The following is a 19594-nucleotide window of genomic DNA, read 5'->3' on the forward strand; positions in this document are numbered from 1 at the left end:
CGCTCGAACGCCGCGCCCTGAGGCGCATGACGGCGGCCGCGCAGCCAGTCGATGGTGGCCTGATCCGGGGCGATCATGCCCGCCCGGGCGCCCGCCTCGATGGACATGTTGCACAGGGTCATGCGCCCTTCCATGTCGAGGGCGCGGATCACCTTGCCCGCATATTCGATGACGTAGCCGGTGCCCCCGCCGAACCCCAGGGCGGCGATCACCGCCAGGGCCACGTCCTTGCCCGACACCCCCGGAGCCAGGGTTCCATCCACGGTCACGCGCAGGGTCTTCGCCTTGCGCTGCAGCAGGCACTGGGTCGCCAGCACATGGCCCACCTCGGAGGTGCCTATGCCGAAGGCCAGCGCCCCGAAGGCGCCGTGGGTGGCCGTGTGGCTGTCGCCGCAGACTACGGTCATGCCCGGCTGGGTCAGGCCCAGTTCGGGACCCATCACATGCACCACGCCGCGCTGGTCCGAGTCCCAGCCGGCCAGCGACACCGCGTGCCGGGCGCAGTTGCGCTCCAGCGTCTCCACCTGCGCCTTGCTGGCGGGGGTGTAGTAGGGCCGCTCTCCGTCCGGCCCGGCCGGCAGGGTCGGGGTGGAGTGGTCCAGGGTGGCGAAGGTGCGGTCCGGGCGACGCACCGTCAGGCCGCGCCGCTCGATCTCGGCGAAGGCCTGCGGGCTGGTCACCTCGTGCACCAGATGCAGGTCCACATACAGGACGGCGGGCGTCTCCGCCGTCTCGGCCGAGACCAGGTGCCGGTCCCAGACCTTTTCATAGAGGGTGCGGGGCTCAGGCATATGCCACCGCCTTATCCGCCGCCGCGCCGTCATGGATAGGCTCCAGCCAGCCGTGGCGGTCCGGCGTGTCGCCGGTGAACAGGCCCCGGAAGGCGGCGTTCAGAGCCTTGGTCACCGGCCCCGGTCCGTTCGCGCGGGTGGCGATCCCGTCCACCGAACGCACCGGGGTGATCTCCGCCGCCGTGCCCGTCATGAAGATCTCGTCGGCCAGATACAGCATCTCGCGCGGCAGGCTCTGCTCCACCACCTCGAGGCCCTGATCGCGGGCCAGTTGCAGCACCGTGTCCCGGGTGATGCCCATCAGGATGGAAGACGCCGCCGTGGGCGTCAGGAGGCGGCCCTCCCGCACGATGAACAGGTTCTCGCCGGCGCCCTCGGACAGCCGTCCGTCCACGCCCAGGCCGATGCCCTCGCCGAAGCCGCCGACCCGCGCCTCGCGGCCGATCAGATAGGACGACAGATAGTTGCCCCCCGCCTTGGCCCCGGTCGGGATGGTGTTGGGCGCCGCCCGCTGCCAGGACGAGACACAGGCGTCCACGCCCTTCTCCAGCGCCTCGTCGCCGAGATATGCCCCCCACGGAAAGGCGGCGATGGTCACGTCCACCTGCGGCCGGGCCGGGGTCACCCCCATGCCGCACTCGCCCAGAAAGGCGATGGGCCGCAGATAGGCGCCCTTCAGACCGTTGGCCCGCACGATGGCCTTGCAGGCGTCCAGCACCTCGTCCTCGGTGAACGGCAGGGCGAAGTGATAGATGCGCGCGCTGTCGAACAGGCGGCGCACATGGTCGGTCAGGCGGAAGCCGCGCGGCCCGTCCGGGGTGTCATAGACGCGGATGCCCTCGAACACCGAGGTGCCGTAGTGCAGGGCGTGGCTCATGACGTGGACCTTCGCGTCGGCCCAGGGCGTCATTTCGCCGTTCATCCAGATGTAGTCAGCCAGCGGCGGCATAAGCGGGTCTTTCCTGTCGGTCGGCGGCGGCGGCGATGATGGCCGTCAGCTCCGTGTCATTGATCTCGCCGATCTCGTCGGCGCGGCGCTTGAAGCCGGCGAACACCTCGGCCAGCACGCCCCCGGTCAGGTCGTGGCCCAACACGGCGGCGCGCTTGGCTACCGCATGGCGGCCCGAATGCTTGCCCAGCACGAAGAAGCTGCCCTCGAAGCCCACGTCCTCGGGACGCATGATCTCGTAGGTGCGCGCGTCGGCCATCATGCCGTGCTGGTGGATGCCAGCTTCGTGGGCGAAGGCGTTGATGCCGACGATGGCCTTGTTGCGGACCACCGGGCTCTCGGTGATCTCGCACAGCAGTCGGCTGGTCCGCACCAGATGGCGGCAGTCCACCCCGGTGGTCACGTCATAGCGGTCGGCGCGGGTGCGCAGGGCCATGATGACCTCCTCCAGCGAGGCGTTGCCCGCCCGTTCGCCGATGCCGTTGATGGCCCCTTCCACCTGACGCGCCCCGGCCTCCACCGCCGCCAGGGAGTTGGCCACCGCCAGCCCCAGGTCGTCGTGACAGTGGGCCGAGAACACCGCATGGGGGTGCTTCGGACGGATGCGCGCGATCAGGTCGGAGTAGCGCGCCCGCACCTCGTCTGGCGTGGCGTAGCCCACGGTGTCGGGCACGTTCAGGGTCTGGGCCCCGGCGTCGGCCACGGCCTCCATCACCTCGGCCAGGAATTCCGGCTCGGTTCGGAACGCGTCCTCGGCGGAGAACTCCACATCGTCGAACAGGGTGCGGGCGTAGGCCACCGAGCGCACCGCGGCGGCCAGCACCTCGTCGGTGCTCATCCGCAGCTTGGCCGAGCGGTGGATGGGGCTGGTCCCTAGGAAGATGTGGCAGCGGCGATGCATCTTCGGGGCGGGCGACAGGGCGCGGTGCGCCGCGTCGATGTCCTTCTCGTTCGACCGGGACAGCGAGCAGAACACCGGCCCCTCGATCTCTCCGGCCACCCGCCGCATGGCTTCCTCGTCGCCGGGCGAGGCGGCGGCGAAGCCGGACTCGATCACGTCCACGCCCAGATCGCGCAGGGCCTCGGCCATGCGCAGCTTGGCCGCCGTGGACATGGAGAATCCCGGCGCCTGTTCGCCGTCGCGCATGGTGGTGTCGAACACGATGACGCGGTTGGGGTCCGACGCCGCCAGCGCGGCGGTGCGGGATACGGGTCTTGATACGTCCCCCATCACGCGGCCTCCGACTGCATGACGACGGCGTCGATGCGGCTGACGCCGATCAGGCGGTCGATCTGACGGCGCAGGATCTGGGTGCAGCGGCTCTCGTCGCGGCCACGCACAGTGATGGCCGCGCGGCGCATGACGCCCTCGTCGGTCAGCATCAGGCCGTCGATGTGAAAGCCCCGGCGCTCCACCAGTCCGATGAGGCGCTGCAGCGAGCCGTCGGCCCGGTCGATCTGGATGTGTATGGTGTCGCTCATCTAGGCGCCCTCCATCATGTCTGCGTTTGACTTGCCCGGCGGCACCAGCGGCCAGACGTTTTCCCTGGGGTCGATCACGACGTGCGCGAGGCAGGGGCCGGGCGCGTCCAGCAGGCGCTGGATTCCGGCGGAGACCTCCTCGCGCCGGCTAATTCGGAAGGCCTCGACGCCGAACGCCTGGGCCACCGCCACGAAGTCCGGATTGTCCGACAGGTCGACCTCGGAATAGTTCTCGTTGAAGAACAGCGACTGCCACTGGCGCACCAGGCCCAGCGAGGCGTTGTCCAGCAGGACGATCTTCAGATTGATCCCGTAGCGGCGCAGGGTCGCCAGCTCCTGGATGTTCATCATGAAGCCGCCGTCCCCGGCGATGGTCACCACCTGGGCGTCCGGGCGCGCCAGCTTGGCGCCCAGACCGGCGGGCAGGCCGAAGCCCATGGCGCCCAGACCGCCCGAGGTCAGGTGGGCCTCGGGCCGCGAGAAGCGGCAATGCTGGGCCGCCCACATCTGGTGCTGGCCCACGTCGCAGGCGGCGACGAAGTCGTCCCCGGCGCGCTCGGACAGCTCCTTCAGCAGGGCGGGCGCATAGACCCCGTCGCCCGGCGCGTCATAGCGGGCGGCGTGGCGCTGGGCCCGGGCCATGCAGCGCATGATCCAGGGATCGATGGCCAGCGGCCCCGGATCGGTGGCCGCCAGGCTCGCCTTCAGGTCGCCCACCACCCCCACGGTCGCCTCGCGCAGCTTGGAGATTTCCGCCGGGTCGATGTCGTAGTGGACGATCCGGGCGTGGGGGGCGAACTCGGCCAGCTTGCCCGTGGCCCGGTCGTCGAAGCGGGCGCCCAGAACCACCAGCAGGTCGGCTTCCTGCACCGCCTCGTTGGCGGCGCGGGCGCCGTGCATGCCGATCATGCCCAGGAAGCCGTGCGCGCCCGTCGGGATAGAGCCCAGGGCGTTCAGGGTCGCCACCGCCGGGATGCCCGTGCGCGCGAAGAAGGCGCGCAGCTCATCCACCGCCCCGGCGATCTTGACGCCGCCGCCCACGTACAAGACCGGGCGCTCGGCGGCCCGGATGGCGGCCTCGGCCTCGCGGATCGCGGCGTGGTCCGCCGTCTCGACCGGGTCGTTGAAGATCGGCGCGGCGAAGGGCTGGGACACCTGGGCGAACTGGATGTCCTTGGGCAGGTCGATCAGGACCGGACCGGGGCGGCCCTCTTTCGCCACCCGGAACGCCTCGGCCACAACCGACGGAATGTCGGCGGCGTCGCGCACGATCCAGCTGTGCTTCACGATGGGCAGGGTGCAGCCCAGGATGTCGATCTCCTGGAACGAGTCCGTCCCCATCAGCCCGGTGGCCACATTGCCGGTGATGCAGACCATCGGCACCGAATCCATCATGGCGTTGGCGATGCCGGTGATCAGATTGGTGGCGCCGGGCCCCGACGTGGCCATGCACACCCCCACCTTGCCCGTCGAGCGGGCGTAGGCGTCGGCGGCGAAGGCGGCGCCCTGCTCGTGGCGCACCAGGATGTGGCGCAGGGACGAGCCGGTCAGGGCGTCATAGACCGGCATGATCGCCCCGCCCGGATAGCCGAACAGCACATCCACGCCCATCGCCTCCAGGCTGGAGACGAGCAGGCGCGCGCCCGTCTGGGGGACTGTGGCGGCGTCGGGCTGTTTCAGGGCGGCGGCGGTCATGGCGATGCTTTCAGCGATCCTCTGGCTCAGGCCGCTTCGGACTTGGCGGCGTGCAGCCAGGCCATGCGTTCGCGCAGGCGCGCGCCGGTCTGTTCGATGGGATGCGCGTAGTCGGCCTTCAGCCAGGCCTCGTACTGGCCCTTCCCGGCCTCGTTCTCGGCGATCCACTGGCGGGCGAACTGGCCCGACTGGATGTCCTCCAGAATCTCCTTCATGCGCGCGCGGGTCTCATCGTTGATCACGCGCGGGCCGGAGGCGACCGCCCCGTATTTGGCGGTCTCGGAGATGAACTCGTGCATCTTGGTGACGCCGCCCTCGTAGAACAGGTCCACGATCAGCTTCAGCTCGTGCAGGCATTCGAAATAGGCGATCTCGGGCTGGTATCCGGCCTCGACCAGGGTGTTGAACCCCGACATGACCAGTTCCTTGGCGCCGCCGCACAGCACGGCCTGTTCGCCGAACAGGTCGGTCTCCGTCTCCTCGCGGAAGCTGGTCTCCAGCAGGCCGCCGGTGGCCCCGCCGATGCCCTTGGCGTAGCCCATGGCCCGGTCCCGCGCCTTGCCCGTGGCGTCGCGCTCGATGGCGAACAGGCTGGGCACGCCGCGGCCGCGCGCATACTCGCGGCGGACCAGATCGCCGGGCCCCTTGGGGGCCACCAGAATCACGTCCATGTCCTCGCGCGGGGTCACCCGGTCGTAGATGATCGAGAAGCCGTGGGCGAACAGGATGGCCGCGCCGGGCCTGGCGTTGGGCTCGATGATGTCGCGATAGACCTCGCCCTGGATCATGTCCGGGGTCAGGATGGCGATGATGTCGGCGCCCTTGACCGCCTCGGCGGGCTCGGCGGTCGGCACGCCGTCGGCCGTCGCATGCTTCCAGCCCTTGCCGCCTTCACGGACGCCGACGATCACGTCGTGGCCGGAGTCCTTCAGGTTCTGGGCGTGGGCGCGGCCCTGGCTGCCATAGCCGATGATGGCGATGCGCTGGCCGGCGATGGCGCCGGGCCGAATGTCTTCGTTGGTGTAGATGGTGATGGGCATCAGGCGTCCTCGTGAGCGGTCTGGGTGCTGGCGGCGCGAGGCCGGCCCTGGAAAGAATCGGCGGTGCGCGCCGGCGGCGGATTGGGAATGGTGACCGCGCCTTGCGAGGCGGAGGCCGCCAGCACGGCGTATTTGGCGAACACCCCTGTCGGGGCCTCGCGCTCAGGGCTCGAAGGCTGGCGGGCGCCTAGGTCCGCATCCACGTCGATGCGGCGGTTGGTGACGTCGATGGTGACCCGGTCGCCGTCGCGGACCCGGGCGATGGGCCCGCCCACGGCGGCTTCCGGCGACACATGCCCGGCCACGAAGCCGTAGGACGCGCCCGAGAAGCGGCCGTCGGTGATCAGGGCCACGTTCTCGATCTTGCGGCCCTTCAGGGCGGCGGTGACCTGCAGCATCTCGCGCATGCCCGGCCCGCCGCGCGGTCCCTCGTGGCGGATGATGATGACGTCGCCCTCGCCCGCCGCGCCGGACTGGACCGCCTCGAAGGCGTCCTCCTCGCGGTCGAAGACCTTCGCCGGTCCCTCGAAGCGGTCGACCTTGTGGCCGGTCAGCTTGATGACCGCGCCCTCGGGGGCCAGGTCGCCGTAGATGACCGCATAGCTGCCGCGCGCCATGATCGGGCGGTCGAAGTCGGTGATGACCTTCTGGCCCGGCGCTTCCTCGGCCTCGGCGGCCTCCTCGAACAGCGAGCGGCCAGAGACAGTGGGCGCATCGGCGATCTTGCCCGCCCACGCCAGCCGCTGGGCCACCAGACGGGTGCCGCCGGCCACGAACAGGTGGTGGGCCAGGAACTGCCCGCCCGGCTTCAGGTCGCAGATGACCGGGGTGGTCTCGCAGGCGAAGTGGCAGTCCTCGATGCCGAACGGCACGCCCGCCTCCGCCGCGATGGCGGTCAGGTGCAGCACCGCATTGGTGGAGCCGCCCGAGGCGGACACCGCCACCGCCGCGTTCATCAGCGACCGGGGCGTGATGAATTCGCGGGCGCTGATCCCCTTGACGGTCAGCTCCACCGCCAGGCGGCCGCAGCGCTCGCCCTGCTCGCCCTTGTCGGGGTGAACCGCCGGCACGTCGTTGGCGCCCATGGGCGACAGGCCCATGACGCTCAGGGCCATGGCCATGGTGTTGGCGGTGAACTGGCCGCCGCAGGCCCCGGCGCCGGGGCAGGCCGCCACCTCGACCGCCTTCAGCCCGGCGTCGTCCAGCGCCCCCGCGCCGTGGGCGCCGATGGCCTCGAAGATTTCCTGGACCGAGATTTCCTTCTCGCCGATCCGGCCCGGCATGATGGTGCCGCCGTAATAGACCAGACCCGGGATATCCATGCGCGCCAGGGCCATGGCGGCGGCGGGGATGGTCTTGTCGCAGCCGACGATGCAGACGACCCCGTCCAGCTGGTGCCCCTGCACCGCCAGTTCGATGGAGTCGGCCACCACCTCGCGGCTGATCAGCGACGCCTTCATGCCCGGCGTGCCCATGCTGATGCCGTCGGTGACGACGATGGTGTTGAAATCCACCGGCCAGCCGCCCGCCTCGCGGATGCCGCGGCGCACGTCCTCGGCCAGCCGGTCCAGATGCATGTTGCAGGGCGTCACCGACGACCAGGTGTTGACCACCGCGATCATCGGCCGCTCGAAATCGGCGTCGTCCATGCCTGCGGCCCGCAGATAGCTGCGCGCCGCCGCCCGGTTCGGGCCGCGCGTCACCGCCGCGCTACGGCGGTTGGGCGGGGACGAAGGTGAGGAAGAATTTTGCGTCATCGGTTCCGGTTGATCCGGACCGCCCAAGCACGAAAAACCCCGCTTCCGGTGGAAGCGGGGCTGTGCGAGCGGTCCTGAGGTTTGAGTTCAGGTCGCGTGCAGCCCCGCACTTCCAAGAAGCACGAGCACCAGTACGGTAATCAGGATAAGGGTTTGCAGGCCGTCGACAGCCACATGCGGACGCACGGCGGCGATGGCCGTCCGGGTCTGTCCAGCGATGGGCGCGCGGTTGTTCACGTCGTCAGCCTTGGTCTGCGATGACGGCAAGAGACATGAATTCCCTGTGCGGCGCAACAGGGCAAAGGCACAATTTTCCAATTAGCGCGCTTCAACCACCCTCTGTGGCATTTTTTCACCGCAACCTTGAGGCGGGGCGTCAGGCCGGGATCAGCGCCAAACGCGTCAGTCGATCATCGGCCGTCATGAACAGGCTCGCCCCGCCCGGGCCGAAGGCGCAATTGGCCGTCGCCCGACCCGTATCGATGACGCCCAGCAGTTCCCCCTCGGGCGTCAGCACCAGCACGCCGCCCGGTCCTGTGGTGAAGATCCGCCCCCGGGCGTCCACCTTCAGCCCGTCCGGCAGGCCCGGCGCATCCGGCCCCATCAGCGGCGCGGCATCGAACAGCATGCGGGACGATCGCGCCCCGCCGGCCTCGTCCAGATCATAGGCTATCACCACGGGGCCCTCGGGATCGGACACGGCCACATAGAGCGTGCCGTGATCCGGCGAGAGCGCGACGCCGTTGGGAAAACTCAGGGCGTCCTCGATCAGGGTCACCGCACCGTCCGGCGCCAGGCGGTAAACGCCATTGTGCGCCAGTTCCTTGACGGGGGACTCATTCATCCCCTCCAGCCCATAGGGCGGGTCGGTGAAATAGACCGCGCCCGACCGGTGGATCACCAGATCATTGGGACTGTTGAAGCGCCGCCCCTCGAAGCGGTCCACCACGATGGTCTTCCGCCGCGTGGCCAGATCAACCCGCGACAACGAACGGTTTCCGTGATCGCACATCAGCAGCGTCCCGGCCGGCTCGATGACCAGGCCGTTGGCGCCCGGTTCGCGCAGGTGCGAACCATCCTCGCCGGCGAACCCGGAGGGCCGCATGAACTCCGACAGCCCCTTCGCCTCCGACCAGCGCCAGATCACGTTCTGCGGTACGTCGGTGAACAGCAGATAGCCGCCCGCTTCCACCCACACTGGCCCCTCGGCCCAGTCGAATCCCTCGGCCAGCACCTCGACCCGGGCGCCCGGCGCGATGATGGCGTCCATTTCCGGCGACAGGCGACGCACGCCGCCCACGGTCTCGCGTTCCATATCGGTCACCCGGCCGCCTCCACACCCCATGAGTCCCAGGGCGGCGGCGCCCGCCCCGCCTGCGAGCACGCCACGCCGGCCGATCACAGCGCCACCGGCCGGCGCTCGCGCGCGGCCTGATAGATCGCTTCGATGATGCGCATGTCCCTCAGACCCTCCTCGCCCGGCACGATGGGTTCGGCGCCGGTCAGCACGCATTGCGACAGATGATCCAGCTGGCCCGAGAACTGATTGACCGGCAAGGCCGGCGGCTCGTGCTCGCGGGTCCGCCCCTCCAGGTGGACCCGCATCCGGTGCCCGCCGTAGCCCGTGGCCGGTTCCATATCCAGCCAGCCCGCCGCGCCCACCGCACGCGACCGCCCGTGGTGGGAGCTGTAGGAGGACACGCCATCGGCCACGGCGCCAGACGGAAAGCGCAGCTGGAACAGCAGGGTGTCCTCCACCGCGCGGAAACGGGGGTCCGACCGATCGGTTTGCTCGAAAGCGGCGACCTCCATCGGCTCCTCGCCGCTCAGATAGCGGGCCGACTGCAGGCTGTAGATGCCGATGTCCATCATCGAGCCGCCGCCCGACAGGGCAGGGTCCAGCCGCCACTGGTTCGGATCGCCGATACTGAAGCCGTGCTGTGACGTCACCAGCCGCAGCGGGCCCAGTTCGCCCGCGCCCGTCATGCGCATGGCCTCCCGGTTGTGGCTCTCGAACCATGAGCGATAGCCGATCATCAGTTTCACATTGGCCGCGCGACAGGCCGCGATCATCTCGGCGGCTTCGCCGGCGTTCATGGCCATGGGCTTTTCACACAGCACGTGCTTGCCCGCCGCCGCCGCCCGCAGGGTGTACTCGTGATGCAGCGCCACCGGCAGGATCACATAGACGATGTCCACTTCCGGGTTGTCGCGAATGCGATCGAAATTGCCGTAATCATAGATGTTCCGTTCCGGCACGCCGTACTCGGCCGCAATCCGCCGGGCCTTGGCCGGATCGCCGCTGACCAGCGCAGTCAGCCGCGAATGCCGACACTCGGCGAAGCGCGGCATGATGACATTGGCGTATCCGCCCAGACCCACGATGGCGTAGCCCAGCTTGCGGGGCTCCTGACCGAGCGCGCGGCCGCCCGTCATCAGACTGCCGGTCAGGGCCCCCGCCCCCGCGAGGACGGATCGACGGTTCGTGGGCAGGCTCATGGGCGTCTCCTCAAGTGTGGCAGGTCAGGCCGCATCAGCCTGGGCGTCATAGTCGGGCGACGTCACGGCGGTCATGGCCTCCACCAAGGCGCCGATCTGCAGGGGCTTGGCCACGCAGCGGTCCATGCCCGCGCCCAGATACTCAGCCACCTGATGGGTCATGACATTGGCGGTCAGGGCGATGATGGGCGTGCGCGCCCGGCCCATCGAGGCCTCGGCCGCCCGGATGGCTCGCGCGGCGCCGGGGCCGTCCATGCGGGGCATCTGCACGTCCATCAGGATCAGGTCCCAGGGCTCCCGGCCCCAAGCCTCTACCGCATCCAGCCCGTCGTCCACCACGGTCAGGTCCACGCCCAGCTGGTGCAGCAGGGTCTTGAGCACCAGCTGGTTGACGGTGTTGTCCTCGGCCGCCAACACCTTCAGCCCTCGCTCGGCGGTCAGGGGGGCGGGCGCGCGCGCCTCGGCCGGCGCGGTGACGGCCTCGCCCCGCGGCAGGATCAGGCGCACCGTGAACACTGTTCCCTTGCCTTCCTCGCTCGACACCGTGATCCCTCCGCCCATCAGCTCCGCCAGCTGGCGCGTGATGGCCAGGCCCAGGCCCGTGCCGCCATAGCGCCGGGTGGTCGAGGCGTCGGCCTGAACAAACTTGTCGAACAGACCTTTCAGGCAGGCGTCGGGAATGCCGATGCCGGTGTCCGCCACAGTCAGGGTCAGGACCTTATCGTCGCGGTCGGCCGCAACCCTCACCTCGCCCTGTTCGGTGAACTTGAGCGCGTTGGAGATCAGGTTGTACAGGATCTGGCGCACCCGCGTCGGATCGCCCCGCCAGACCCCCAGGGCCTCCGGCGCCACCGTCAGGTCGAACGACAGCCCCTTCTTGTTGGCCAGGGCCGTGAAGGTGGACCGGGCGCCCAGCAACAGCGCCTCCAGATCGAAGTCGGTCTCTTCAAGCTCCAGCTTGCCAGCCTCAATCTTGGACAGATCCAGAATGTCGTTGAGGATGGCCAGCAGGCACTCACCCGACTGCCGGATGACGCTTAGCCGCTCCGCTTGAATCGGCGACAACTCGTCCTGCGCCATGGCCTGGGTCATCCCCAGCACCCCGTTCAGCGGCGTCCTGATCTCGTGGCTCATGGTGGCGAGGAAGGCGGACTTGGCTTCGTTGGCGGCCTCCGCATCCCTCTTGGCGTCGCGCAGGTCCGCGGCTAGATCCTGAAGCTCGCGCGCCCGGCGGGCTACGACGGTGACATCCTCAGCCGTGATGATCCAGCCGCCCGAGGTTATGGGCAGGGCCTCGTCCCGCGTTACGCGCCCGCCGAAGCCCTGACGCTCGATGACAAAGGGCTCGGCCCGACGCAGGCGGCCCAGCGCCGTCTCCACGTCCTCGGCGCGCCATTCGCCCAGTTCGGCCAGCGCCCGCAAGCACGGTTCGATGGAGGCCCCGGGACGCCTCAGGGCTTCCGGGGCCGCCGAGCCGGCCCAGAAACGCTCGTTGGACGCCACGATGTTCAGATCCGAATCCACAACCAGCACCCCGCTGGCCACCGCGTCCAGCAACGGCTGGCCAAGTCGCCGCACCAGCTTCCGGTCGGTGGGCCGCGAGGGGGGCGGGGGCGCGCACCGGGGCGGCGACGGCGGGATCAGCAAGGGCGCCTCGGCCCGCGCCCGGTCGGTGGTCAGCTTGCGCGCCGCCCCGATCAGCACCGCGCCCGGATTGACCACGGCCCACACGGGCAGCCGCGCCACGACGCCGCTCAACCGGCCCTTGGCCTCGAAACGCTCGCGGAACCGGCTGGCGGCGATCTGGTCCTGCATCTCCACCATGGCGCGGCCGGTCAGGAAGACGCCCTGGTTGGCCCCCAGCGCCAGCGCCGCCGCCCCGGCGAAATCGCCCAGCACGGCCAGATACCGGTCCAGCGCCTCGCGACAGTGAGGGTCAGCGGCCGTGCGCGCGTACAGCGCCACTTCAAGAGGATCCAGGGGCTCCCCTGGCCGTGCGCCCGGCGCCCGCGCCAGCGCCTCATGCACACTGGCCAGTCCGGGCCATGAGATCAGCCGTTCATAGGACACCCGTCCGAACACCGCGGTCAGACGGGTCAGCAGTTCGGTTTCTTCCACATTGTCCGGGGCGAAGGCCAGGTGCCCGGCCTCGGTGTCGATCACCCGGCAGCCGTCCGGACCGATCTCCAGCGCCGAGACGCCCAGGCCGAAATCGGCGCTGACCACAGCATAGCGTCCTTCGGCGAGGCCTCCTGCGGGTGCGTCCGCCGCTCCGATGGCCAAGGTGTCGCCCGCCTCCAGCCACTGCAGCGACAAGGCCGCCGCCGCCGCGTCATTGATCAGCGACAAGGTTTCGAAGCCGAAGGTCTCGCACAGTTCCTGTCGGGTGAAGGACCAGCCCGACTGGGTCACCGTGATGCGCTCGTCGTTCACCGGCGCCGCGACGGCCAGTCCCAGGCGCGAGGGCAACGGCCGGGCCAGCTCAAGCGCATAGGCGCCCATCAGCCCGCACAGACTGTCGCCTGGCCTCACCGGAACCTCCCGATACTGGGACAGGCGTGGGCGATCCCCGCTCGCCTCCATCAGGGCGAACCGGCAAGCTTCAGGACCGACGAAGGCCAGCAGGGCGTGATTGTCCAAGGCGCTCTCCCCAGAGCCTTTTCGGCAATGAGAGCGCTAACAAGGTTAAGGAAAGGATTTCAGCAATCGGCGAATTTCACGACGCCGGGCCCTGGCTCAGCAATCGCCATCGATGCAGTTCTGGAACAGAACGGCCAGACGCTCGCACAACTTGGCTGTGTCCTCTTCCGAAAGGCCATAGCCCCCGGACATGTCGCGACTGAGCGCCATGCCCATCAGGACGCCGAGCACCATGCGCGAGCGAACTTCGGCGTCCTCGCCACCCAGCCATTTGATGAATGGCGCGTAGAACCGCTCGTACGTCGACTGGCGGATGATCTCCGCGGCCTTGGGCGATCCGGTCGAGCGCAGCATGATGAGCAGGCCGTCCAGCTTGCACTCATCCATCTCCGGCGGGTCATAAACCAGCTCATAGGCCAGCTCGCGGCCGAAGTCGGCGCGGTCGCCCTCGAACCAGTCCTTGGCGCTGCCGCATGAACTCAGCACCTCGGCGAAGAGATCTTCCTTTGAGCCGAAATAGCGGGACACCAGGGCCGCATCGACACCGGCCTCGCGGCCAATGTCGCGCATGCCCACCTCGTCGTAGCCCTGATGGGTGAACAGCTCACGCGCGGCGTCCAGAATCCGCGCTCGCGTGTTCGCGGCGTTTCGGGGTCTTGCGGAACACTCGGTCAGAACCAATCTCCGGTCAGCGGAAAACAAGCCTCGCCGTTTTTTAAGTCATCGGCTGTTGACAAACATAGAGCATCGCGAGCAGTAAGTCATCAGACGTTGACTCGCGGCGATCTCCCCATCGCATACGTGGTCCGTCCCGACAGGAGAAGACCCCATGCGACCGTACCGCGTGATCGCCGCGAGCGCCTTTGCGCTGCTCGTCCTTTCCGGCTGCGGAAATTCCGCCGAAAGTCAGGCCCAGCCCGAGGCGCCCCCCGTCTCGGTGGCCACGCCCCTGGCCCGTCAGGTGACGGACTGGGACGAGTTCGTCGGCCGTTTTGAAGCCGTTCAGACCGTGGATGTGCGGGCCCGGGTGGGCGGTTATGTCCAGGCGGTTCACTTCCGCGACGGTCAGATGGTCCGGCGAGGCCAGTTGCTGTTCACTCTTGATCCCCGCCCGGCACAGGCCGCCCTGGCCGCCGCGCGCGCCGCCGTTGCGCAGGCAGAGGCCCAGGCTGGTCTGGCCCGCGCCGAGTTCGCCCGCGCCGAAGGGCTGCTGGAAGCCCAGGCGGTGTCCCAGGCCGAGTTCGACAGCGCCCGCGCCGCCGTCAGCCAGGCGCAAGCCGCTCTCGCCAGCGCCCAGGCCAATGTGCGCGCCCGTCAACTGGATCTGGAATTCACCCGCGTCACCGCCCCGTCGTCCGGCCGCGTGTCAGACCGCCGGGTGGACGTGGGCAATCTGGTGGCCGGGGGATCATCGGCCGCCGACGTCCTGACCACCATCGTATCCGGCGGCCCGATCCACTTCACCTTCGAAGGCTCCGAGGCCCTGCTGCTGAAGTACCAGCGCGACGCCCGCACCGGCGGCGCCGCCCCTGTGCGCATCCGCCTTCAGGACGAAGGCGACTACCGCTGGTCCGGCACGGTGGACTTCACCGACAACGCCATCGACCCGGCGTCCGGCACCATCCGTCTGCGCGCGGTGGTCAACAACGCCGACGGTTTCCTGACGCCCGGCATGTTCGGCCACGCTCGCGTCGCCGGTTCAGAGGCCTATCAGGCCCTGCTGGTGCCCGAGACGGCGATCGTCACCGACGGCCCGCGCCGCGTGGTCTACGTGGTCGGCCCCGACGGCGTGGTGGCGCCCAAGCCGGTCCAGCTGGGTCCGACGGTGGACGGCCTGCGGGTCGTGCGCGCCGGTCTGGCCCCCGACGACCGGGTCATCGTCAACGGTCTGCAACGGGCCCAGCCCGGTCAGCCGGTGACGCCTCAGGACACTGAAATCACCATCGCGCCGCGTGAAGAGTCGCAGCCGGTGACCACCGCCCAGGCGGCGTCCACCGCGACCATCGCCGACTGATCGGGACAGGCTCCACGCCATGAATTTCTCACGTTTCTTCATTGATCGGCCGATCTTCGCGATCGTGATCTCGGTGGTCATCACCCTGATCGGGGCCTTTTCGTACCCGCTGCTGCCACTGTCGCAGTATCCGGAGATCGCGCCCCCCACCATCGCGATCCAGGCCGCCTATCCCGGCGCCTCGGCCGAGACTCTGGCAGAGACCGTGGCCGCCCCGATCGAGCAGGAGGTGAACGGCGTCGAGAACATGCTCTACATGTCCTCCTCGTCCACCTCCGACGGGGTGGTGGCGGTGACCGTCACCTTCCAGCCGGGCACGGATCTGGATGCGGCCCAGGTGCTGGTCCAGAACCGGGTCGCCCTGGCCGAACCGCGCCTGCCCGAACAGGTGCGCCAGATCGGCGTTACGGTGAACAAGCAGGCCACGGACTTCCTGCTGCTGGTCGCCCTGACGTCCCCGGACGAGAGCCTCGACGTTGACTACATGGGCAACTACGCCAACTCGACGCTGCGTGACCGCATGCTGCGCATCGAGGGCGTGGGCCAGGTCCAGATCTTCGGCGGCGGCAACTACGCCATGCGCATCTGGATCGACCCGGCCAAGGCCGCGGCCCGCAACCTGACAGCGCCGGAGATCATCAACGCCCTGCGCGGCCAGAACACCCAGGCCGCCGCCGGCGCCATCGGCCAGCCGCCCTACACGGACAACGCCTCGGCCTTCCAGCTGCCCGTGCAGGTGGAGAGCCGACTGTCCGACCCCGAGCAGTTCGCCAATGTGGTCATCAAGACCGACGCCGAGGGCCGCGTCACCCGCGTACGCGACGTGGCGCGGGTGGAGCTGGGCTCCCAGGACTACGGCATCCGGGGCTATTTCTCCGGCGAACGCGGCGTGGCCATGGCCATCGTCCAGCAACCCGGCGCCAACGCCCTGAACACCGCCCACGCTGTTCTGACAGAGATCGAGGCCCTGGCCGGCGACTTCCCCCCCGGCATGGCCTATTCCATTCCCTACAACCCGACCGAATACGTGGAGCATTCGGTCGAGGCGGTTCAGCACACCCTCATCGAAGCCATCTTCCTGGTCATGATCGTGGTGCTGGTGTTCCTGCAGACCTGGCGCGCGGCGATCATCCCGATCATCGCCATTCCCGTGGCCCTGGTCGGCACCTTCGCCATCCAGTTGGCGCTGGGCTTCTCGATCAACTCCCTGTCCCTGTTCGCCCTGGTGCTGGCGGTGGGCATCGTGGTCGACGACGCCATCATCGTGGTCGAGAACGTGGAGCGGTACATCCGCGAAGGCCTGACCCCGCGTGAGGCCGCCTACAAATCCATGCGCGAGGTGTCCGGCGCCCTGATCGCCATCAGCCTGGTGCTGGTCGCGGTGTTCGTGCCCACGGCCTTCATCTCGGGCATCCCGGGCATCTTCTATCGCCAGTTCGCCGTCACCATCGCCGGCGCCACCATGATCTCTCTGCTGGTGTCGCTGACCCTCTCGCCGGCCCTGGCCGCCCTGCTGCTGAAGCCGCACAAGCCCCACGACGCCGACGCCCGCAAGCGCGGGCCCATCGGGACCGGGTTCCACTATCTCGGCATGGCGGGCGCCAAATTCAATCAGGGCTTCGACTGGCTGTCGGACCGCTACGGGCGGTTGACCGCAAGGCTGGTGCGCACAGTCTCCATCGTGCTGATCATCTATGTGGGCCTGCTGGCCCTGACCGGATGGCGCCTGATGGATACGCCCACCGGCTTCATCCCCGAGCAGGATCAGGGCTTCCTGATCGGCGTGGTGCAACTGCCGCCCGGCGCGTCACTGGACCGGACCGAGGCCGCCATGACCCGCGCCGTCGAGATCGTCCGTGCGACCGAGGGCGTCGTCGATGTGGCCGCCTTCGCCGGTCTGGACGGCACCAGCTTCTCGGCGGGCTCGAACTCCGCGACCATGTTCATCCGTCTGGCCGATCACGGCGAGCGTTCGGCGCCCGAACTCACGGCCTCGGCCCTGGCCGGACAGCTCAGCATGGCCGCCGGCGCCATCGAGGAAGCGCAGATCTTCATGATCGCGCCCCCGGCGGTGCAGGGGCTGGGCAACGGCAACGGCTTCGTCATGATGGTCCAGGACCGTTCCGGCGCCGGCTACGAGGCGCTGCAGGGGGCCACCTACGCCATGATGGGCGCCGCCGCCCAGGCGCCGGATCAGGTGCAGCAGGTCTTCAGCCTGTACAACACCGGCACGCCGCGCATTCAGGCCGATGTGGATCGCGACCGCGCCCTCATGATGGGGGTCCAGCCGTCCGATGTATACGACACCCTGGGCGTCTATCTGGGCTCGTCCTACATCAATGACTTCAACTATCTGGGCCGCACCTTCCGGGTCACGGCCCAGGCGGAGCCCGCCTATCGCGATGACATCTCCGATATCGCCAACCTGCAGACGCGCTCATCCTCGGGCGCCATGGTGCCCATCGGCGCGGTGGCGACCCTGAGGGACGATTCCGGCCCCGCACGGGTGGTCCGCTACAACATGTTCCCGGCCTCCGAGTTGCAGGGACAGGCGGCGCCGGGCGTGTCGTCCGGGCAGGCGCTGGCGACCATGGAGGCCATGGCCGCCCAGGCCCTGCCGGCCGGGTTCAGCTATGAATGGACCGGCCTGGCCTATCAGGAGCAGCAGTCGGGCTCGTCCTCGACTGTGATCTTCCTGATGGCGGTGGTGTTCGTGTTCCTGGTGCTGGCCGCCCAGTACGAGGCCTTCACCCTGCCGCTGGCGGTCATCCTGATCGTGCCCATGTGCATCCTGGCGGCCCTGATCGGGGTCAATCTGAACGGCATGGACAACAACATCCTGACCCAGGTGGGCCTGGTGGTGCTGATCGCGCTTGCGGCCAAGAACGCCATCCTGATCGTGGAGTTCGCTAAACAGGCCGAGGAGAACGACGGCCTTAACCGCTGGGAAGCCGCGGTCCGCGCCGCGCGCATCCGCCTGCGGCCCATTCTGATGACCTCCTTCGCCTTCATCTTCGGGGTGCTGCCTCTGGCCATAGCCACGGGACCGGGCGCGGAGATGCGTCAGGCCCTGGGCGTGGCGGTGGTGTTCGGCATGATCGGGGTGACCTTGTTCGGCCTGATCTTCACGCCGGTGTTCTACGTCATCTCCCGCTGGGTCTCGGGCAAGCTGCCCAGGGCGCCCGGGAAGGATCGCGACCTGCCCACCACCTACGGCGCGCCGCCCCACGACCCCTATGATCCTGACGCGCCGGCGCCTGCCGCCGGCCGGACCGGAGACCACTGATGAGATCCCGCCTGTCCACTTCAGCCCGCTTCCTCTCCGCCGCCTGCGCAACGGCTCTCCTGTCGGCGTGCGCGGTGGGGCCAGGGGCGCCCGAGGCTTCCCTCCCTCCCCTGGCCTCGGGCGCCTTCATCGGCCAGGGGCTGACCGCGCAGGTCAGCCCCGCCGAGGCCCGCAGCGACTGGTGGCGTCTGTACAATGATCCCGTGCTGGACGGTCTGGTGCTCCAGGCCCTGGCCGAGAACAACGAACTGGAAGCCGCCGCCGCCAACCTGCGTCTGGTGCGTGCATCGCTGAGCGAGGCCCGGTCCGCCCGCCTGCCGTCCACCACCGTGGGCGCCTCGGGTCAGTACGGTCGCCAGTCCGCCTACGCCGTCAACCCCGGTGCGAGCGAGCCACTGGACGAGGGCGAGACCTACGACGTGGGTCTGGACGTGGCCTATGAAATCGACCTGTTCGGACGGGTGTCCTCGGCCATTCGCGCCGCCCGCGCCGACGCCGACGCAGCCCAGGCCGCGCTGGAGGTGGTCCAGATCACCGTGGCGGCGGAAACGGCCCGCGCCTATGCCGACGCCTGTTCCGCCAACGCCCGGATCGCGGTCACCGAGCGCACCATCGGCCTGCAGCAGGAAACCGCCGACCTGACACAGCGTTTGCTGGATCTGGGCCGGGGCACCGGGCTGGACACCGCCCGCGCCGACTCGGCGCTGCAGTCCACCCGCGCCACCCTGCCGCCCCTGCGGGCCCAGCGCGACGCCGCCCTGTTCCGGCTGTCCACCCTGACCGGCGTCACCCCGGCCGAGGCCAGCCAGGCCGCGCGCGACTGCGGCCGTCCGCCCCAGCTGAGCCGGCCGATCCCTATCGGCGACGGCGCGACCCTGCTGGCGCGGCGTCCCGACGTGCGCCGGGCGGAGCGCGAGCTGACGAGCGCCGCCGCGCGAGTGAACGTGGCGGTGGCCTCGCTCTATCCGACCATCCAGCTCGGCGGCTCCCTCGGCGCCACGGCGTTCGACGCGTCTGATCTGGGCGATGACGCGGCGTTCCGCTTCAATGTGGGACCGCTGATCAGCTGGTCCTTCCCCAACATCGCCGCCACGCGCGCGCGCATCGCCCGGGCCGAGGCCGGGACCGACATCGCCCTGGCCAATTTCGATCAGACGGTTCTGGTTGCGTTGCAGGAGACGGAGACGGCCCTGTCGGCCTACGCCAATGAACTGGACCGCCGGGCGGCCTTGACCACGGCGAGGGACCGGGCGGCGGACGCCGAGCGACTTTCGCGACTGCGGTTCGACGCCGGCGCCGACAGCTTCCTGACCCTGCTGGACGCCCAGCGGACCCTGGCCCAGGCCGACGCCGCCCTGGCCGAGTCAGAGGCCCAGGTCAGCAACAATCAGATCACCCTGTTCAAGGCCCTGGCGGGCGGATGGGGCATCCCGGAGTGATG

The 19594-nt window shown here is 69.2% G+C and carries 15 protein-coding genes; 3 read left to right on the top strand and 12 right to left on the bottom strand.

Annotation, left to right across the window (positions count from 1 at the left end; genetic code table 11):
* The 12 genes from C0461_RS05975 to C0461_RS06030 all read right to left on the bottom strand — a co-directional run.
* Positions 1-791, bottom strand: a 791-nt coding sequence (locus tag C0461_RS05975; RefSeq protein WP_292104848.1) for an aconitase family protein, incomplete at its 3' end; no start/stop codon positions are given.
* Positions 784-1740, bottom strand: a complete 957-nt coding sequence (locus C0461_RS05980) for a branched-chain amino acid transaminase (protein WP_292104849.1) — start codon at positions 1738-1740, stop codon at positions 784-786. The genes C0461_RS05975 and C0461_RS05980, both read right to left, overlap by 8 nt.
* Positions 1724-2971, bottom strand: coding sequence for a 2-isopropylmalate synthase (locus tag C0461_RS05985; RefSeq protein WP_292104852.1), 1248 nt, complete (start codon positions 2969-2971; stop codon positions 1724-1726). The genes C0461_RS05980 and C0461_RS05985 overlap by 17 nt, the downstream gene beginning before the upstream one ends.
* Complete coding sequence (locus C0461_RS05990; protein ID WP_292104854.1) at positions 2971-3222, bottom strand: ACT domain-containing protein; 252 nt, start codon at positions 3220-3222, stop codon at positions 2971-2973. Before C0461_RS05990 ends, C0461_RS05985 begins: the two co-directional genes overlap by 1 nt.
* Positions 3223-4917, bottom strand: a complete 1695-nt coding sequence (gene ilvG, locus C0461_RS05995) for an acetolactate synthase 2 catalytic subunit (protein WP_292104856.1) — start codon at positions 4915-4917, stop codon at positions 3223-3225. It abuts the gene before it with no gap.
* A gap of 26 nt (positions 4918-4943) precedes the next feature.
* Positions 4944-5957 carry a ketol-acid reductoisomerase gene (gene ilvC / locus C0461_RS06000; RefSeq protein WP_292104858.1) on the bottom strand — a complete coding sequence of 338 codons (1014 nt, stop codon included), beginning with the start codon at positions 5955-5957 and terminating at the stop codon, positions 4944-4946.
* Positions 5957-7714 carry a dihydroxy-acid dehydratase gene (locus C0461_RS06005; RefSeq protein ID WP_292104859.1) on the bottom strand — a complete coding sequence of 586 codons (1758 nt, stop codon included), beginning with the start codon at positions 7712-7714 and terminating at the stop codon, positions 5957-5959. The genes ilvC and C0461_RS06005 overlap by 1 nt, the downstream gene beginning before the upstream one ends.
* Before the next feature lie 87 nt (positions 7715-7801).
* The gene (locus C0461_RS06010; RefSeq protein ID WP_292104861.1) at positions 7802-7981 is read right to left on the bottom strand and encodes a hypothetical protein; all 180 of its coding nucleotides are present in this window, start codon (positions 7979-7981) and stop codon (positions 7802-7804) included.
* Positions 7982-8090: 109 nt separating this feature from the next.
* Positions 8091-9029, bottom strand: a complete 939-nt coding sequence (locus C0461_RS06015) for an SMP-30/gluconolactonase/LRE family protein (protein ID WP_292104884.1) — start codon at positions 9027-9029, stop codon at positions 8091-8093.
* A gap of 83 nt (positions 9030-9112) precedes the next feature.
* On the bottom strand, positions 9113-10213 hold the full coding sequence (locus C0461_RS06020; RefSeq protein ID WP_292104863.1) for a Gfo/Idh/MocA family oxidoreductase: 1101 nt from the start codon (positions 10211-10213) through the stop codon (positions 9113-9115).
* 24 nt (positions 10214-10237) lie between these two features.
* Positions 10238-12853 (bottom strand): glucokinase, encoded by a 2616-nt coding sequence (locus C0461_RS06025; RefSeq protein ID WP_292104865.1) that lies wholly within the window; start codon positions 12851-12853, stop codon positions 10238-10240.
* Positions 12854-12949: 96 nt separating this feature from the next.
* Entirely contained in the window at positions 12950-13534 is a 585-nt protein-coding gene (locus C0461_RS06030) for a TetR/AcrR family transcriptional regulator (protein WP_292104868.1), read from the bottom strand.
* Positions 13535-13682: 148 nt separating this feature from the next.
* Here C0461_RS06030 and C0461_RS06035 point away from each other — a divergent pair, with 148 nt between their 5' ends.
* Genes C0461_RS06035 through C0461_RS06045 form a run of 3 tightly spaced genes read left to right on the top strand, consistent with a single transcriptional unit; the run spans position 13683 to position 19592 of the window.
* Positions 13683-14867, top strand: coding sequence for an efflux RND transporter periplasmic adaptor subunit (locus C0461_RS06035; protein WP_292104869.1), 1185 nt, complete (start codon positions 13683-13685; stop codon positions 14865-14867).
* Positions 14868-14886: 19 nt separating this feature from the next.
* Positions 14887-18153: a multidrug efflux RND transporter permease subunit gene (locus tag C0461_RS06040; RefSeq protein WP_292104871.1), complete on the top strand. Its 3267-nt coding sequence runs from the start codon at positions 14887-14889 to the stop codon at positions 18151-18153.
* Positions 18153-19592 carry a TolC family protein gene (locus tag C0461_RS06045; protein WP_292104873.1) on the top strand — a complete coding sequence of 480 codons (1440 nt, stop codon included), beginning with the start codon at positions 18153-18155 and terminating at the stop codon, positions 19590-19592. Before C0461_RS06040 ends, C0461_RS06045 begins: the two co-directional genes overlap by 1 nt.
* Positions 19593-19594: the final 2 nt, after the last annotated feature.

The organism is Brevundimonas sp. (genome assembly GCF_013823285.1).
Classification (GTDB): domain Bacteria; phylum Pseudomonadota; class Alphaproteobacteria; order Caulobacterales; family Caulobacteraceae; genus Brevundimonas.

What these genes read in the sequence shown, in the direction of transcription:
- C0461_RS06035 (WP_292104869.1), top strand. Translation starts at nt 13,683, where the DNA reads ATGCGACCGTACCGCGTGATCGCCGCGAGCGCCTTTGCGCTGCTCGTC.
- C0461_RS05980 (WP_292104849.1), bottom strand. Translation starts at nt 1,740, where the DNA reads ATGCCGCCGCTGGCTGACTACATCTGGATGAACGGCGAAATGACGCCC.
- C0461_RS06040 (WP_292104871.1), top strand. Translation starts at nt 14,887, where the DNA reads ATGAATTTCTCACGTTTCTTCATTGATCGGCCGATCTTCGCGATCGTG.
- C0461_RS06015 (WP_292104884.1), bottom strand. Translation starts at nt 9,029, where the DNA reads ATGGAACGCGAGACCGTGGGCGGCGTGCGTCGCCTGTCGCCGGAAATG.
- C0461_RS06005 (WP_292104859.1), bottom strand. Translation starts at nt 7,714, where the DNA reads ATGACGCAAAATTCTTCCTCACCTTCGTCCCCGCCCAACCGCCGTAGC.
- C0461_RS06020 (WP_292104863.1), bottom strand. Translation starts at nt 10,213, where the DNA reads ATGAGCCTGCCCACGAACCGTCGATCCGTCCTCGCGGGGGCGGGGGCC.
- C0461_RS05990 (WP_292104854.1), bottom strand. Translation starts at nt 3,222, where the DNA reads ATGAGCGACACCATACACATCCAGATCGACCGGGCCGACGGCTCGCTG.
- ilvG (WP_292104856.1), bottom strand. Translation starts at nt 4,917, where the DNA reads ATGACCGCCGCCGCCCTGAAACAGCCCGACGCCGCCACAGTCCCCCAG.
- ilvC (WP_292104858.1), bottom strand. Translation starts at nt 5,957, where the DNA reads ATGCCCATCACCATCTACACCAACGAAGACATTCGGCCCGGCGCCATC.
- C0461_RS05985 (WP_292104852.1), bottom strand. Translation starts at nt 2,971, where the DNA reads ATGGGGGACGTATCAAGACCCGTATCCCGCACCGCCGCGCTGGCGGCG.
- C0461_RS06045 (WP_292104873.1), top strand. Translation starts at nt 18,153, where the DNA reads ATGAGATCCCGCCTGTCCACTTCAGCCCGCTTCCTCTCCGCCGCCTGC.